The sequence below is a fragment of the Pantoea sp. EKM10T genome, from assembly GCF_011800685.1.
GTDB lineage: Bacteria > Pseudomonadota > Gammaproteobacteria > Enterobacterales > Enterobacteriaceae > Pantoea > Pantoea agglomerans.
Window position 1 is genome coordinate 71,428 of the sequence record NZ_JAALEU010000002.1, and the last position, 15,916, is coordinate 87,343.

General features: G+C 55.3%; 17 protein-coding genes and 1 other RNA gene. 10 read left to right on the forward strand and 8 right to left on the reverse strand.

Annotated features, from left to right (window positions below):
- Nucleotides 1-23: 23 nt before the first annotated feature.
- Together queC and HFD95_RS03795 are read right to left on the reverse strand one after the other, a co-directional pair.
- Nucleotides 24-719: a 7-cyano-7-deazaguanine synthase QueC gene (gene queC / locus HFD95_RS03790; protein ID WP_167429841.1), complete on the reverse strand. Its 696-nt coding sequence runs from the start codon at nucleotides 717-719 to the stop codon at nucleotides 24-26.
- 41 nt (nucleotides 720-760) lie between these two features.
- Complete coding sequence (locus HFD95_RS03795) at nucleotides 761-2,479, reverse strand: SgrR family transcriptional regulator (protein WP_167429842.1); 1,719 nt, start codon at nucleotides 2,477-2,479, stop codon at nucleotides 761-763.
- 92 nt (nucleotides 2,480-2,571) lie between these two features.
- Here HFD95_RS03795 and cof point away from each other — a divergent pair, with 92 nt between their 5' ends.
- The gene (gene cof, locus HFD95_RS03800) at nucleotides 2,572-3,393 is read left to right on the forward strand and encodes an HMP-PP phosphatase (RefSeq protein ID WP_167429843.1); all 822 of its coding nucleotides are present in this window, start codon (nucleotides 2,572-2,574) and stop codon (nucleotides 3,391-3,393) included.
- Between the two features lie 34 nt (nucleotides 3,394-3,427).
- On the opposite strand, the gene HFD95_RS03805 is transcribed toward cof, so the two are convergent.
- Nucleotides 3,428-4,462 (reverse strand): PLP-dependent cysteine synthase family protein, encoded by a 1,035-nt coding sequence (locus HFD95_RS03805; RefSeq protein ID WP_167429844.1) that lies wholly within the window; start codon nucleotides 4,460-4,462, stop codon nucleotides 3,428-3,430.
- 117 nt (nucleotides 4,463-4,579) lie between these two features.
- Here HFD95_RS03805 and HFD95_RS03810 point away from each other — a divergent pair, with 117 nt between their 5' ends.
- The 5 genes from HFD95_RS03810 to amtB all read left to right on the forward strand — a co-directional run bounded on the left by HFD95_RS03810 (nucleotide 4,580) and on the right by amtB (nucleotide 10,520).
- A complete protein-coding gene (locus tag HFD95_RS03810) occupies nucleotides 4,580-5,041 on the forward strand; it encodes an Lrp/AsnC family transcriptional regulator (protein WP_031592177.1) in 462 nt (153 codons plus the stop codon).
- Between the two features lie 24 nt (nucleotides 5,042-5,065).
- A complete protein-coding gene (locus HFD95_RS03815; protein WP_045140709.1) occupies nucleotides 5,066-6,835 on the forward strand; it encodes a SmdA family multidrug ABC transporter permease/ATP-binding protein in 1,770 nt (589 codons plus the stop codon).
- On the forward strand, nucleotides 6,828-8,603 hold the full coding sequence (locus tag HFD95_RS03820) for a SmdB family multidrug efflux ABC transporter permease/ATP-binding protein (protein WP_167429845.1): 1,776 nt from the start codon (nucleotides 6,828-6,830) through the stop codon (nucleotides 8,601-8,603). Before HFD95_RS03815 ends, HFD95_RS03820 begins: the two co-directional genes overlap by 8 nt.
- Nucleotides 8,604-8,860: 257 nt before the next feature.
- Nucleotides 8,861-9,199 carry a P-II family nitrogen regulator gene (gene glnK / locus HFD95_RS03825; protein ID WP_003850469.1) on the forward strand — a complete coding sequence of 113 codons (339 nt, stop codon included), beginning with the start codon at nucleotides 8,861-8,863 and terminating at the stop codon, nucleotides 9,197-9,199.
- Nucleotides 9,200-9,233: 34 nt separating this feature from the next.
- Nucleotides 9,234-10,520, forward strand: coding sequence for an ammonium transporter AmtB (amtB, locus tag HFD95_RS03830; protein ID WP_010255877.1), 1,287 nt, complete (start codon nucleotides 9,234-9,236; stop codon nucleotides 10,518-10,520).
- A 49-nt stretch (nucleotides 10,521-10,569) separates the two neighbouring features.
- On the opposite strand, the gene tesB is transcribed toward amtB, so the two are convergent.
- Complete coding sequence (gene tesB / locus HFD95_RS03835; RefSeq protein ID WP_045140707.1) at nucleotides 10,570-11,433, reverse strand: acyl-CoA thioesterase II; 864 nt, start codon at nucleotides 11,431-11,433, stop codon at nucleotides 10,570-10,572.
- A 190-nt stretch (nucleotides 11,434-11,623) separates the two neighbouring features.
- Between tesB and HFD95_RS03840 the strand changes: the two genes are divergently transcribed.
- Nucleotides 11,624-12,181: a YbaY family lipoprotein gene (locus HFD95_RS03840; protein ID WP_010255881.1), complete on the forward strand. Its 558-nt coding sequence runs from the start codon at nucleotides 11,624-11,626 to the stop codon at nucleotides 12,179-12,181.
- Nucleotides 12,182-12,220: 39 nt separating this feature from the next.
- Here the strand turns inward: HFD95_RS03840 and HFD95_RS03845 are convergent, their stop codons facing one another.
- Nucleotides 12,221-12,532, reverse strand: coding sequence for an MGMT family protein (locus HFD95_RS03845; RefSeq protein WP_031293095.1), 312 nt, complete (start codon nucleotides 12,530-12,532; stop codon nucleotides 12,221-12,223).
- A 175-nt stretch (nucleotides 12,533-12,707) separates the two neighbouring features.
- On the opposite strand from HFD95_RS03845, the gene ffs reads away from it, so the two are divergent.
- Nucleotides 12,708-12,804, forward strand: an RNA gene (ffs, locus tag HFD95_RS03850) — signal recognition particle sRNA small type.
- 134 nt (nucleotides 12,805-12,938) lie between these two features.
- Here ffs and HFD95_RS03855 read toward each other — a convergent pair.
- The 3 genes from HFD95_RS03855 to HFD95_RS03865 all read right to left on the reverse strand — a co-directional run bounded on the left by HFD95_RS03855 (nucleotide 12,939) and on the right by HFD95_RS03865 (nucleotide 14,057).
- Nucleotides 12,939-13,154 (reverse strand): HHA domain-containing protein, encoded by a 216-nt coding sequence (locus tag HFD95_RS03855; RefSeq protein WP_003850458.1) that lies wholly within the window; start codon nucleotides 13,152-13,154, stop codon nucleotides 12,939-12,941.
- A gap of 24 nt (nucleotides 13,155-13,178) precedes the next feature.
- Nucleotides 13,179-13,556, reverse strand: a complete 378-nt coding sequence (gene tomB, locus HFD95_RS03860; RefSeq protein WP_003850455.1) for an Hha toxicity modulator TomB — start codon at nucleotides 13,554-13,556, stop codon at nucleotides 13,179-13,181.
- A gap of 147 nt (nucleotides 13,557-13,703) precedes the next feature.
- Complete coding sequence (locus tag HFD95_RS03865; protein ID WP_010255885.1) at nucleotides 13,704-14,057, reverse strand: hypothetical protein; 354 nt, start codon at nucleotides 14,055-14,057, stop codon at nucleotides 13,704-13,706.
- Between the two features lie 341 nt (nucleotides 14,058-14,398).
- Between HFD95_RS03865 and HFD95_RS03870 the strand changes: the two genes are divergently transcribed.
- Nucleotides 14,399-15,067, forward strand: coding sequence for a metal ABC transporter ATP-binding protein (locus tag HFD95_RS03870; protein ID WP_033766689.1), 669 nt, complete (start codon nucleotides 14,399-14,401; stop codon nucleotides 15,065-15,067).
- On the forward strand, nucleotides 15,064-15,903 hold the full coding sequence (locus HFD95_RS03875; RefSeq protein WP_045140706.1) for a metal ABC transporter permease: 840 nt from the start codon (nucleotides 15,064-15,066) through the stop codon (nucleotides 15,901-15,903). The genes HFD95_RS03870 and HFD95_RS03875 overlap by 4 nt, the downstream gene beginning before the upstream one ends.
- The last annotated feature ends 13 nt before the right edge of the window (nucleotides 15,904-15,916 follow it).

Genomic DNA, 15,916 nt, shown 5'->3' on the forward strand with positions numbered 1-15,916 from the left:
CTCTGCCGCCACCTCAGACACTCTTAGTTAAGACCGCTTTTTGCTTTCATTGCCGCCATTACGCCAGCACGATCGTTGAGATAACCCTGCAGGCCATTGGCCCGTAAATGACAGGCTGCACACTCACCACATCCATCACCTTTCACGCCGTTATAGCAGGTCAGCGTCTGCTCGCGTACCAGCGCAAGCTGCTGCCAGTAATCCGCCAGCGCCCAGGTTTCCGCTTTATTGAGCCACATCAGCGGCGTCTCAAAACGAACATCGCGCGCCATGCCCAGCGACACCGCATGGTTCAGCGCTTTGACAAACTCATCGCGACAATCGGGATAGCCGGAGAAATCGGTCTCACAGACGCCAGTGATCACCGCTTCCGCTTCGACCTGATAAGCGTAAACCGAGGCCAGCGTCAGAAAGAGAATATTGCGTCCCGGCACAAACGTACTGGGTAATCCACTGGCCTCGGGATTATAAGTCGGCACCGGAATGTTATCCCGCGTCAGGCTGCTGACGGCGAGTTCGTTCAGCATGGTGACATCCAGCACTTTATGCGCGCGCGCGCCCAATTTAATCGCCAGGTCGCGGGCCACATCGATCTCTTCCCGATGGCGTTGTCCATAGTCGAAAGTGACGCAATGAACGTCATCATATTGCTGTAATGCCTGAATCAGGCAGGTAGTGGAGTCTTGTCCACCGCTGAAAACTACAACAGCGCGTTTCATGGTGTTTTCCTGATAATTAATTTTGCGCTTATGGTAATGCCTCAGTCCGCCGCTGAACAGCTGCATGGCAGATCAATGGGCGGCGGGATCCATGCGCGGCTGAAATCGAACCAGCCCAGCGTATTCAGTTCAATCCCTTCAACGCCCGGCGGCGCGTAGATTTGATAGCGATAATTGAACAGTGGCAGCAGGATGCCGCCCGTCATCAGCTGATGATAAAGCTGATGCAGCGAGCGGGCACGGGTTTCGTTGTCAGCAATTTGCTGGATAGCCAGCAGTTGCGCCTGAATCTCTTCGCCCTGCGGCGTGGGCCACAGCGGCCGCCATAGCGGGTCAGTCTGCAACCAGCTGGTCAGCGTAAAGACCGGCGCATCACCAATCAGTCTGTCGCCCATCACGATATCTGCCTCATCAAGCGGGTCGATGCCGTGCCAGTTTTTTACCGGATGAAAAACTACCTTCAGGGTGCAGCCGTGCTGTTTTAACAGTGCAACCAGCGCCTGTGACATCTGGTGCAGCTCAACCGGCAACTGATAATGCAGCGTCAGGGTCGCCGGTAAGGGAACCGTGACAGCATCAATCAGCGGCACACTCCAGCCAGGTAACAACTCTTTACTGGGAGTGATGAGTCCCTCATCCAGAGGCAACCGGCTGACAATGCCGCTTTGCTGGATCAGCTGGAAAAGCGTGCGCGCCTGATCAGGGGTAAATCCGGCTCGTGGTCGGCAGACCAGATAACAGAAGCCGAGGCTGATACTGCTGCTGACCGGTTGCAGCGTCCTGAGCTCTGTGGCATCGCCTATCGCAATCTGCACCGGATGACGACAGCTGCTGCCGAGAGCGGGATCAAACAGCTGAGGGGTAATCCAGTACTCCACCGCCTGCAGCAGAGGACGCTGCAGATGCCAGCGCGCGTGACTTTCAATCCTGACCAGCTCGGCGCTGAAGTGCCTGAGTTTCCACGGCCCGCTGCCCGTGACGGGATCGATGGGATGGGGCAGCAGGCACAACAAGTGGGCGAGCCGATGGGGCAGCCAGAAATCAGGGCGTCGCAGTACGAAACGCACCGCAAGCGGATGGGGCGCATCCACGCTGACCACATCGGCCAGCAACACACTGACGCGCGTATCCCGCAACAGCTGGCGGAATTGCGCCACCAGTTGTGCGGCCTGCAGAGGCTCGTCGTTGTGCCACATCAGCTGAGGCCGTAACCAGAATAACCAGCCAGATGACGCCTCGTCATATTGCCAGTGATGCGCCAGATCGCCGACCGGCTCATCCTGCTCAAAGCGAGTCAGACCGGAATAGATCTGGCGAGCCAGGTGCTGCTCGGCCCGACCGGTAATCTGGCGCGGCTCTGTGCTCTCCATCGGACGATAGTAGGGGATGCGCAGAACCGGCGTATCGTTCTGCCACTGTCCACCCATTAATGGCCGCAGCATATTGATCAGCCTTTCCGGCGGCAGATCCAGCAGCTGCAAGGCCTCAGCGGCGTCTCCGGCGTCGAGCTGTTGTTGCAGCAACTGCTGCCGTAATTGTTCAGGTGAGCGCAGAAACACTATTTGTCCCTGTTTGCCACGGCCAGGCTCGCCGCGCCAGCTGAGCCAGCCTGCATGCTGCCACAGTGACAGCAACGTGCGCAGATGACGCTCGCTGCAGATACAGTGGCGGGCCATCTCCGCCACGCAGGTTTGCTGTGGGGCGCCCTGACTCTGCTGCCACAGACGCTGGAACTGATTAAGACGGTTAAGCTGGCGCATGTTAAACCCGGAACAGTTTTTTAAAAGTATTCACTATTAGTTCCGCAATTAACAGGCAATAGTGGAGTTCATCTTTCAGCAGGAGGTAAATCATGGTGCGTTTAGCCGCGTTCGATATGGATGGCACATTATTGCTGCCGGATCATCAGCTGGGTCAGCAGACGCTGGATAGCCTGCAGGCGTTGCATCTGCGTGGCGTTAATCTGGCGCTAGCGACGGGCCGCCATCTGCTGGAGATGCAGATCTTACGGGAAAAAATGACACTGCCCGCGTGGCTGATTACCGGTAATGGTACCCGTGTACACGACAGGCAGGGCAATCTGATCTTTGCGCGTGATCTGCCCTCTTCGGTCGCCGAAGAGGTGATTCACCGCCGCTGGTATACGCACGCCACCCTGCATGTTTTCAACGATCAGGGGTGGTTTACCGATCACCCACAGCCTGAACTGCTGGTGGCCCATCAGATCAGCGGATTTGGCTATCAGCTGTGCGATCTTAAAAGGTTGCCCGCGCATCAGGTGACAAAAATCTGCTTTATCGATCAGCATCAGCGCCTCTGTCAGCTAAAAACAGAGCTGGATGCCGCACTGGGCGAGCAGGCTAACATCTGCTTCTCTGCTGTGGATTGTCTGGAGGTGTTGCCCGCCAGCTGCAATAAAGGCAGCGCGCTGGCACTGTTATGTGACCATCTGTCGCTGACCATGGCGGAGTGTATGGCGTTTGGTGATGCGATGAACGATCGCGAGATGCTGGCGCAGGCCGGACAGGGTTTCATCATGGGCAATGCGATGGCGCAGCTGAAAGCCGCGCTACCGCATCTGCCGGTATTAGGGCATTGCGAGACACAGGCGGTGTCTCACTATTTAAATCACTGGCTGGCAACACCCGACCTCGCGTATTCCCCCGAATGCTGAGGATTGCCGTGAACCGGACAGGATGTCCGGTTTTTTATTCCAGCTCGCGCTGCCATGGCGTGATATCGCCAATATGTTTTGCCACCCACTCAGGCTGATAGTAGCTATCGGGATAACGTTCGCCGCTGTCGCACAGCAGTGTCACCAGCGCTCCCTGCTGATTCGCTGCCCGTAGGCGTTTTGCCACCTGCATCATGCCCCAGAAATTGGTGCCGGTAGAGGCGCCAGGCTTGCGTCCCAGAATCTTTTCCATTTTCAGCATGGCGGCCAGCGTTGCACCATCCGGCACTTTGATCATTTCGTCGATCACGTCAGGCATAAACGACGGCTCCACTCGCGGACGGCCAATTCCTTCGATCATGCTGCCGCGCGCGCTGGTCAGGGTAGCATCACGCTGCTGCCAGTAATCAAAAAACACCGAATGCTGCGGATCAACCACCAGCAGTTTGGTTTCCAGTCCCTGATAACGGATATAGCGGCCCAGCGTGGCTGAGGTGCCGCCGGTGCCCGCACTCATGATTATCGTATGGGGAATCGGATAAGGTTCATGCTCCATCTGACGGAAAATGCTCTCTGCAATATTGTTATTGCCGCGCCAGTCGGTGGCACGTTCAGCATAGGTAAACTGATCCATAAAATGGCCATTGAGCTCCCGCGCCAGCCGTTCAGATTCAGCATAGAGCTGGCAGGGATCTTCAACAAAATGGCACTGTCCGCCATAAAAGGTGATCTGCTCAATTTTACGCTTCGCTGTGCTCGCCGGCATCACCGCAATAAAGGGCAGACCCAGCAGCCTTGCGAAGTACGCCTCAGAAACGGCAGTGCTGCCTGACGAGGCTTCGATAATCGGCGTATCCTGTTTAATCCAGCCGTTGGAGAGGCCGTAGAGGAACAGGGATCGTGCCAGCCGGTGTTTGAGACTGCCACTGGGATGGGTACTTTCATCTTTCAGATAGAACCAGATGCCGGGAAAGTCCGCCAGATCGAAACGGATCAAATGGGTCTCAGCCGATCGTTGAAAATCAGCGTTAATTTCGTTGATAGCGTGGCGAATCCAGCAGGTGTGCATCTCAGGCGTCCGGTAAAAAAGTGATGCGGCTATTTTATGGCACGTGCAGGAAAAAGAGATTGCACAATTACCGCTAAAATGGCGGTAATGGAGAAAATGATTCTCCCGGAGCCGCGAATGTTAGATAAAACTGACCTTAAATTGCTCTCACTGCTGCAGCATGACTGCACGCTGTCGCTGCAGGCGCTGGCGGATGCCGTCAACCTCACCACCACACCCTGCTGGAAGCGCCTGAAAAAGCTTGAAGATGATGGCATTATTCGCGCACGGGTGGCGTTGCTGGATGGAGATAAAATCGGACTGTCACTGACGGCGTTTATGTTTGTTAAAACGCAGCAGCACAGCCGCGACTGGTATCAGGCATTTGTCTCGGTGGTGAGCAGCATGCCGGAGGTAATGGCCTTTTACCGTATGGCAGGCGAGTATGATTACCTGCTGCGCATTCAGGTGGCCGACATGAAAAGCTATGATGCTTTCTACAAGCGAGTAGTGAATGGGGTGCCCGGCCTGATTGATGTGACATCCAGCTTCGCCATGGAAGAGATTAAATACACCACGGCTTTACCTGTCGCCCCCTGAGGGCCTGAGATTGAGAGCAGCGTTGTGCGATTATTCAGTCAATTAAGTTGGTATTTTCTGCGGGAGTGGCGGCGCTATCTGGGCGCGGTCCTCCTGCTGATTGTTATTGCTATTCTGCAGCTGCTGCCACCGCATGTGGTCGGGGTGATTGTCGATGGCGTGACGCGTGACAACATGAGCACCAGCCGCATCATGATGTGGATTGGGATCATGCTGGCAACGGCAGTGGTGGTCTATCTGCTGCGCTATGTCTGGCGCGTGCTGCTGTTTGGTGCCTCCTACCAGCTGGCGGTTGAGCTGCGCGAAGATTTCTATCGCCAGCTGAGTCGTCAGCAACCGGCATTTTATCTGCGTCACCGCACCGGCGACCTGATTGCGCGCGCCACCAACGACGTGGATCGGGTGGTGTTTGCTGCCGGGGAAGGAGTACTGACGCTGGTCGACTCGCTGGTCATGGGCTGCGTGGTGCTGCTGGTAATGAGCACGCAGATCAGCTGGCAGCTGACGCTGCTTGCGCTGGTGCCGATGCCCATTATGGCCATCGTGATCCATCGCTACGGTAATCAACTGCACCATCGCTTTAAGCTGGCACAGGCCGCCTTCTCCAGTCTCAACGATCAGACGCAGGAGAGCCTGACCAGCATCCGGATGATTAAATCCTTTGGCCTTGAACAGCATCAGTCGCAGCAATTTTCCGATATCGCCCGCGATACCGGTGAAAAAAACCTGCGCGTGGCGCGGGTCGATGCCCGTTTCGATCCCACTATCTATATCGCTATCGGCTTCTCAAACCTGCTGGCGATTGGTGGCGGCAGCTGGCTGGTCTGGCATGGAGAGATGACGCTGGGGCAGCTCACCAGCTTTGTGATGTATCTCGGCCTGATGATCTGGCCGATGCTGGCGCTGGCGTGGATGTTTAATATTGTTGAACGCGGCAGCGCCGCCTGGAGCCGCATCGGCGCGCTGCTGGCGGAAGCGCCAGCGGTGGAAGATGGCGATAAGTCACTGCCATCTGAACCGGGCACGCTGCAGGTCGCGATTCGTGCCTTTAACTATCCGGCCAGCGTGGGTCCGGTCTTAAGCGATGTCAGCTTCCAGCTGAAACCCGGCGAGATGCTGGGGCTGTGCGGGCCAACCGGCAGTGGCAAAAGTACGCTGCTTAGCCTGATTCAGCGCCACTTTGATATTCAGCAGGGCGACATCCGTTATCACCAGATCCCGCTGCCGCAGTTGCGGCTGGACAGCTGGCGCAGCCGTCTGGCCGTGGTGAGCCAGACACCGTTCCTGTTCTCAGACAGCGTGGCGAACAATATTGCGCTGGGGAAACCGGGCGCAACCCAGCAGGAGATTGAGCATGCCGCCACGCTGGCCTGCGTTCATGACGATATCCTGCGTTTGCCGCAGGGCTATGAAACGGAAGTCGGGGAGCGCGGTGTGATGCTGTCGGGTGGGCAGAAGCAGCGTCTTTCGATTGCCCGGGCGCTGCTGCTGAATGCGGAAATCCTGATTCTGGACGACGCGCTTTCCGCGGTCGATGGCCGTACCGAACACGAAATCCTGCATAACCTGCGCATCTGGGGGCAGGGACGCACGCTGATTATCAGCGCGCACCGCTTATCGGCGCTGACGGAAGCCAGTGAAATCCTGGTCCTGCAGCAGGGCAGAGTGGCGCAGCGGGGCGACCACGACGCCCTGACCGGCAGTGCTGGCTGGTATCGGGACATGTACCGTTACCAGCAACTGGAAGCGGCGCTGGATGATGATGAAAATGAGAAAGGAGTGCCGTATGGCTAAGTCTGCACGCTTGTGGCCTACCCTGAAGCGTCTGCTGAGCTACGGTAAGCCGTGGCGTAAATCCCTGTCGCTGGCGGTAGGGATGCTGTGGATCGCTGCCGCGGCGGAAGTGACCGGACCGGTGCTGGTCAGCTACTTTATCGATAACCTGGTGGCGAAACATCAGATGCCCTGGGGAGTGGTCGCCGGACTGGTGGTCAGTTTTATCCTGCTTCAGCTGCTGGCCGCCGGGCTGCACTACTGGCAGGCGCTGTTGTTTAACCGAGCCGCTATCGGCGTGGTACAGCGGTTACGCAGTGACGTGATGAATGCCGCACTCTGTCAGCCGCTGAGTGCCTTTGATACCCAGCCGGTCGGGCAGATTATTTCACGCGTGACTAACGACACCGAAGTCATCCGCGATCTCTACGTCACGGTGGTTTCAACCGTGCTGCGCAGTGCCGCACTGGTCGGCGCCATGATGGTGGCGATGTTCAGCCTTGACTGGCGTATGGCGCTGGTGGCGATGATGATCTTCCCGCTGGTACTGGTGGTGATGTTCATCTATCAGCGTTACAGCACGCCCATTGCCCGTCGGGTTCGCAGCTATCTGGCAGACATCAATAATGGCTTTAACGAAGTGATCAGCGGTATGAGCGTGATCCAGCAGTTTCGTCAGCAGGCGCGATTTGGTGAGCGTATGGGCGAAGCGAGCCGTTCTCACTATCTGGCGCGAATGGAAACGCTGCGTCTGGATGGTTTTCTGCTGCGTCCGCTGTTGAGCCTGTTTTCAGCGATGGTGTTGTGTGGGCTGCTGATCCTGTTTAGTTTCTCGATGCCTGGCGTGTTTGAAGTGGGGGTACTCTATGCCTTTATTACCTATCTGGGGCGTCTGAATGAGCCGCTGATTGAGCTGACCACTCAGCAATCGATGCTGCAGCAGGCGGTAGTTTCAGGTGAGCGTATTTTCGAACTGATGGATGCTGCACAGCAGCAGTATGGTGCCGATCAACAACCGCTGGCTTCAGGTCGTATCACCCTGAACAATCTGAGCTTTGCCTACCGTGAAAACCGCGATGTGCTCAGTGATATCAATCTTGAGGTTGCCCCACGCGAGTTTGTGGCGCTGGTGGGACATACCGGCAGCGGTAAAAGCACGCTGGCGAACCTGTTAATGGGTTACTACCCGGTAACGCGTGGCGAGATCCGCATTGATGATCGACCCATCAGCAACCTGAGCCATGCCGTGCTGCGCCGCGGTATTGCGATGGTGCAACAGGATCCGGTGGTGCTGGCCGATACGCTGCTGGCGAATGTGCGGCTGGGACGTGACATCAGCGAAGAGGCCGTCTGGACGGTGCTGGAACAGGTGCAGCTGGCTCCGCTGGCGCATGCGTTGCCGGAGGGAATACATACCCGGCTGGGCGAGCAGGGTAATAATCTGTCGGTCGGGCAGAAACAGCTGCTGGCACTGGCCCGGGTGCTGGTTGATCTGCCGCAGATACTGATCCTCGACGAAGCGACGGCCAATATTGATTCCGGCACCGAGCAGGCCATTCAGCAGACGCTTGAGACGCTACGCCAGCACAGCACGCTGGTGGTGATTGCTCACCGCCTCTCAACGATTATTGAAGCAGACAAGATTCTGGTGCTGCATCGTGGTCGTGTGGTTGAGCAGGGTACGCATCAGCAACTGCTGGCGATTCAGGGACGTTACTGGCAGATGTATCAGCTGCAGCAGGCAGGTGAAGATCTGGTATCGGGCGTCGCTGTAACAACTGAAGGCTGAGTTGCACCTTTTTTGCGCACCTTTATCAGATTAATCTGTATAAATGCACTCCTTTGACGCCTGAAGCACCAAAGGAGTGCAGCCCTCCGCTGCAATTACCCCTGTACGGCCTCTCTGTTTCCCATCCTCTTTAAAGCATCCCTTGTCGCGTCTCGCCTGAACAACGGATTACCGTCATTTTCACACTCTGGCACAGGCTTTGCTTATATCCCTGCGTGTCCGTAAACGTTACCTATTTACTCGCTGGAGGGGATCCAATGAAGCTGGTTACCGTCGTAATTAAGCCATTCAAGCTGGAGGATGTACGTGAAGCTTTATCCTCTATCGGCATTCAGGGACTGACCGTCTCCGAAGTGAAAGGTTTTGGCCGTCAGAAGGGCCATGCAGAGCTTTATCGTGGCGCAGAGTACAGCGTGAACTTCCTGCCTAAGGTCAAAATTGATATCGCTATTGCCGACGATCAGTTAGACGAAGTGGTGGATGTCATCAGTAAAGCAGCTTACACCGGCAAAATTGGCGACGGTAAAATTTTCGTGGCTGAACTGCAGCGCGTCATCCGTATTCGTACCGGCGAGACCGACGAAGCCGCTCTGTAATAAAGACTCAGTACTGTGATGGGATGGAATAAAAATGAATAAAATTTTCGCTAAGTTGGGCCTCACCAGCCTGGCACTGTTACCCTCACTCGCAATGGCTGCGCCTGCCGTTGCGGACAAGGCTGATAACGCATTTATGATGATTTGCACCGCGCTGGTGCTGTTTATGTCAATTCCAGGTATCGCGCTGTTTTATGGTGGTTTGATTCGCGGTAAAAACGTGCTGTCGATGCTGACTCAGGTTGCCGTCACCTTCTCACTGGTCTGCGTATTGTGGATGGTTTACGGCTATTCACTGGCGTTCAGTGAAGGCAACGCCTTCTTTGGCAGCTTTAACTGGGTGATGCTGAAAAACATTCAGCTGACCGCCGTCATGGGCAGTTTCTATCAATATATTCATGTCGCGTTCCAGGCCTCGTTTGCCTGTATCACGGTGGGCCTGATTGTCGGTGCTATCGCAGAACGCATCCGTTTCTCTGCCGTACTGATTTTTGTCGGCGTCTGGCTGACCCTGGCTTACCTGCCTATCGCGCACATGGTGTGGGCTGGCGGTTTCCTGGCACAGGATGGCGCGCTGGACTTTGCTGGCGGCACCGTGGTGCATATCAACGCCGCTGTCGCCGGTCTGGTGGGCGCTTATCTGGTGGGCAAACGTGCCGGCTTTGGTAAAGAGGCCTTCAAACCACACAACCTGCCAATGGTATTCACCGGCACCGCCATTCTGTATGTCGGCTGGTTCGGTTTCAACGCCGGTTCTGCTTCTGCAGCAAACGAAATCGCGGCGCTGGCCTTCCTGAACACCGTTGTCGCCACAGCGGGCGCCGTGTTGTCATGGACCTTTGGCGAGTGGGCGGTACGTGGTAAGCCTTCGCTGCTGGGTGCCTGTTCAGGCTTTATTGCCGGATTAGTAGCGATTACGCCTGCCTGTGGTTACGTCGGCGTCGGCGGTGCATTAATCATCGGCCTGGTCGGCGGACTGGCGGGACTGTGGGGCGTGACCACCCTGAAAAAATGGCTGCGCGTGGATGATCCCTGCGATGTGTTCGGCGTGCATGGCGTGTGCGGCATTGTCGGCTGTATCCTGACTGGCGTGTTTGCCTCCTCTTCACTGGGCGGCGTAGGCTACGCAGAGGGTGTCACCATGGGCCATCAGGTTTGGGTACAGCTCTTCAGCGTGGGCCTGACTATCGTCTGGTCGGGCGTTGTCGCCTTCATCGGCTTCAAGCTGGCTGATTTGATTGTCGGTCTGCGCGTTCCGGAAGAGCATGAGCGTGAAGGTCTGGATGTAAACAGCCACGGCGAGAATGCTTACAACCAGTAATGGATGGGCAGTGAAAAGATCAATCGGGGGCGAGTAATCGCCCCTTTTTTTATTCGCTGCGCTGACGCATGACCCCTTCCTGAACCGTTGAGGCCACCAGGACACCCTTCTGATTGTAGAACTCGCCCCGGACAAAACCCCGTGCGCCTGACGCCGAAGTACTGACTACGCTATAGAGCAGCCATTCACTGAAGTCGAACGGGCGGTGGAACCACATTGAGTGGTCGATAGTGGCGACCTGCATGTCCGGCTCTAAAAAGCCTTTGCCGTGCGGCTGGAGCGCGACCGGCAGGAAATTGAGATCGGAAGCATAGCCGAGCAGATACTGATGGATACGTAAGTCGTCGGGCAGTGGGCCGGTGGCGCGGATCCAGACCTGGCGCTCCGGCTTATCCACATGGCCCCGAAGAGGATTGTGAATCTGTACCGGGCGGATCTCCAGCGGACGCTCAGCAATGAATTTTTCACGTAGCTTTTCTGGCAGCAGATGCGCCATTTTCTGCGCCATCGCCTGTTCAGTTAACAGATTCTCTGGCCCCGCCACCTGTGGCATCGGATTCTGATGTTCAAAGCCGCTTTCCGGTGACTGGAACGAGGCGGTCATATAAAAAATCGGCTGCCCATTCTGAATGGCACTGACCCGCCGGGCACTGAAACTTTTGCCATCACGCAACGTTTCAACATCATAAATAATCGCTTTCTGACTATCGCCGGGCCGCAAAAAATAGCTGTGAAAAGAGTGAATAATGCGATCTTCCGCCACGGTTTGCTTTGCGGCATACAGCGCCTGACCCACCACCTGACCGCCAAACACCTGACGAAGGCCAATATCTTCGCTCTGGCCGCGATATAAACCCTCTTCCAGTTTTTCCAGATTTAATAAATTCAGCAGATTTTGCAGTGCCTGACTCATGGCGCGTTCCTCAATATAGTGACCTGCTCAGTGTGAAAGATCGGACCAGTTGACGTCAATCAGACTTTCTCCATTGTCGGTGCCAGGCAAAATTTCATTTTTGTGCCAACATTAAGGACATACGGCGAGTGAAGCGCTGTAAGCAGGATTCGCTGCCGACAATCATTTTGATCAAATGGAGACGACATCAATGAAACTCAGGCATGTGTTCAGTGGAGTAGTTATGGCGGTTGCTGTTGTAGGATGCGCCGACAAGAGTAAACCCGTGCCAACGCCAACTCTGGGTTCTGCGGTTGCAGGACAGACGGCGGCGATTGCGCAGCCCAACGTAAGTGGTTCAGTCTTTATCCGCCAGCGCATTGCGCTGCCGCCGGATGCGGTATTAACCGTGACGCTCTCTGATGCGTCCGTCGCCGATGCACCCTCAAAAGTGCTGTCGCAGCGCGTGGTGCGAACCGAAGGCAAACAGGCACCGTTCCAGTTCGTGCTGCCGTTTAACCCAGCCGACATCAAGCCTGATGCACGCATTCTGTTAAGCGCAGCCATCTCAATCGACGGTAAGCTGGCCTTTATCACTGAAGGCGTGAAGCCAGTGATTAACCAGGGTGGCACCAAAGCAGAGCTGCTGCTGGTACCGGTACCGTCTATGGCGATGCCAACCCAGCCGGGCGCAGCGACCACCGTTCCTTCGACCTCACCGACTCAGGTGACGCCGTCTGCTGCGGTTCCTGCTCCAACCCGTCTGTAATCTCTTTTCGGGGCGACATTGTCGCCCTTTTTTCCCTGTCTAAAATCGCCAGCGATAAGTCTCGAGATCGAGCTGTCCGTCGTCACTCACCTCTATACCTTCCGCTTCCAGTGCATCCCGCTGCCGCAACAGACGGTCACCCTGAAGAGAAATTGTGCCGTGTCGGTTTACGACGCGATGCCAGGGAAGGGTAGTGCCCTCGGGTAAGCGGCTCAGCACGCCACCGACCTGACGCGCCGCGCGCGGAGAACCGGCCAGTAGCGCCACATCGCCATAGGTGGTGACGCGGCCAGCCGGAATAGCGGCAACAATTTGCCAGATGCGTTGCTGGAAAGTGTCTGGCTGATTCATGTACTTATTTCATCAGGAAAAAGGGTTTTAACTTTAGCACGGGGAAAAGGCGGAGAAAGCGTAAAAGCGGTGGTTGTTCAAGAAAACAACGGTTGTCCCGACTACGCTTGCAATTGCTACCTCCTTCCCAGATAATGCCCCCGCTCTCGTAAAGAGGGCTTGTCAATGGGGGCCCTGTTGGTTCTCCCGCAATGCTAGCTTGTGAACTCGGTCAGATCCGGAAGGAAGCAGCCGTAGCAGGTGACGCGTGTGCCGGGATGTAGCTGGCAGGGCCCCCACCACTTTCTCCCTTCGATATTCTCCCCCTAAGCTGCAGACAGGCAAAACCCGCCTGGGCCGATCCTTTGCCGGCAGGCAGGATTATCCGGTACTTTATTGGGGTAAAACTGAGCAGTAAGCGATCAGATTAACGGACAAATTTCCATACTGAACCCGGGACTTTATCGTAGAGCTTGTTCATCGTCAGTTCCGCCAGGCGATGGTCAGCTGCTGAGTAAAATACCGCTAATTCATCTTCCGGTAATTCATACTTATTTTTTTCAATCACCCTTTCCAGGGTATCAAGAGAGCGGCAGCGCCGCAGTCGCATCAAATAATCGGTTTTAGTCAGGGTTTTGTTCATAAATAAACCGTTCTCATGTCTTTACTATAATGAATGGCTCGGTTGCTGGAGAAAAGCGCACTCTTCAGTGAACAGATTAAATAAGCGTTTTGCTGAACGTTGCCACCGCTGAAGATCCGGACTATTGACACCATAATTGCTGAATAGCATAAAAGTATCATCAAGATATTCATCGATTTGCGAAATCAGCGCTTCATCTTCAACGTGCTTAATTTTGTAATTCATGGTGAAAGAGGCGATATGCTCAATCAAATCGTTAAGCTGTAGATTGCTTTCAGAAGTGGGATCATTAACCCAGCCATGATGACTGTCGGTTAATGTTGCCATGCTGTCGTCAAACAGACTCTCACAAAGGTATTTAAGCTGGGCAATATCATGCCGTTTCGGTGAGTATTCGTCCATCTTTTTCCCCTCCATAGCTAGCACAGTTGCCGCAGGGCGGCGAGAGAAGATCACGCGGCCAGGAAGCGATTATTCGGGCAGTTATTAAACGGGATACCTTAAAGATAGTGTAAAACCATTAGTTCTGCTCACCTCCATTACTAAATATTACAATTCATCGCCAGGGGAGGGTTGCTCATTGTCGATCACATCAAACTCAAGTGCACCGGGCTTAATGTGAAAGTTTACCTGTTCTGACTGCGTCACGGTTTCATTTAGATCCAGGCAGGGACTAAATAAATTCCAGTCAAAATCGTAAAGTAATTTAAAACTATTCAGATCCTGGTATTCAACCGAAATGATTTTTAAACTGCCTGGAACTAACCGGGCATTTTGTGAGTACCAGCGTAAATCCCCTACCAGCAAATCGGTTATTTTGAGAATATTCCGCTGAACAATCTCTGCTATTTTTGCGCAGTCCGATTCACCCGCGGCAATATCACATTCAATGCGTGACAGCATATCTGTTCCACTTATAACCGTTAATAAACCTATCATTGGTTTTCTGCAACTGGTTTGCAAGTCAGTTGAGCACAAAACTCTCAGTTTATGAGATTTGCCAGACGCAGCCGCAGGCCTTATCGCCAGCGCGGGTCTGCCAGTGCGTGCAGCTGGTATTTATCTTTTGATACACAATCCCACATTCAACAGAGAGCAACATTAGGTATCTTTACTGTTATGTTATAACATTATGGTGAAGTAATGCGTCAGAGTGGACTACTTATGTCACTGGGCGGGCGGCTGGGAGTAGCACTGCTATTTATCACGCTGCTTGCTGTGGCAATAAAATGGGGGATCAGCGCATGATCCTGTTTAACGCGCTTCGCGCGGGCTACCAGGGACAGGTTGTGACCCCGGCTATTACCGGCCAGCTCGCAGCCGGCTCGATGACCGCGCTGGTCGGCGCGAACGGTAGCGGCAAATCAACCCTGTTAAAAACCATTGCTGGCTTACTGCCACCGATAGCCGGGCGCTGCGAGCTGCAGGTTGCACGCCGGGATATCGGCTGGTTGCCGCAGCGCACCGAACTTGAGACCCGCTTTCCCCTGACGGTATTTGAACTGGTCTCTATTGGCTGCTGGCCACGCTGCGGCTGGTTCGGCGGCATTAACCGGATACTGCGTCGGGAGATCTGGCAGGCGCTGGAAGCGGTTCAGATGAGTGATTATGCGGATGCGCAGCCCGCGACGTTATCCGGCGGACAACTGCAGCGGGTATTGTTTGCGCGGCTGATGCTGCAGCGCAGCCAGCTCTGGCTTCTGGATGAGCCTTTTAACGGCATTGACAGCCAGACGGTGACGCTACTGATGTCGATCCTTGAGCAGCAACAGCAGGCTGGAACAACCCTGCTGGTGGTGCTGCACGATCGTCCGCTGGTGGCGCGCTACTTCAGTAACGTGATGTCGATGGATGAACGTGAGGTTAACTGCACCTGCCTGCCTGCTTCCTCTCTGGGGAGTCGTGCGCCGTGACTCTCATTCAACCCTTTATTGAGTTTGGTTTTATGCGACGCGCGCTGGTGGCCTGTCTGGCGCTGGCCGTCAGCGCCACGCCGCTCGGGGTATTCCTCTCCCTGCGACGTATGAGCCTGATTGGCGATGCCTTATCACACGCGGTGCTGCCCGGTGCCGCCATTGGCTATCTGATCTCCGGATTGTCACTGGTCGCGATGGGTGTTGGCGGCCTGATCGCTGGTTTAGCCGTGGCGCTGCTCTCTGGCGCGGTCAGTCGCTACACGCCGCTGAAAGAGGATGCCAGTTTTGCCGGGTTCTATCTGGGTTCACTGGCGCTGGGCGTCACGCTGGTTTCATTACGCGGCTCAAGTGTGGATCTGCTGCACGTTCTGTTTGGCTCGCTGCTGGCGGTAGACAACGCAGCGCTGTTGCTGGTGGGCGGCATCGCTGCCTTTACGCTGATTCTGCTGGCGGTGATCTATCGTCCGCTGGTCATCGATGCGTTTGACGGCGACTTCCTGCGTGCGCAGGGAAAATGGAGCGCGCCGCTGGTGCATGGTCTGTTTTTAATGCTGGTGGTGCTGAATCTGGTGGCGGGTTTTCAGGTGCTGGGCACTCTGATGTCGGTGGGTTTAATGATGTTGCCCGCCGCCAGCGCCCGCTTCTGGAGTCGCCATCTCGCCGCGATGCTGGTTTTCGCCATTTTCATGGCAATGATTTCGGCGCTGGCCGGGCTGATGCTCTCCTGGCACTTCTCATTGCCGGCGGGTCCCGCTGTAGTGCTAAGCGCCGCCATGCTGTTTTTTTTCTCCATTCTTACAGGGCCGTGCGGCGGAATTTTACGCCGCCATTAATCTTAAGGGGTAT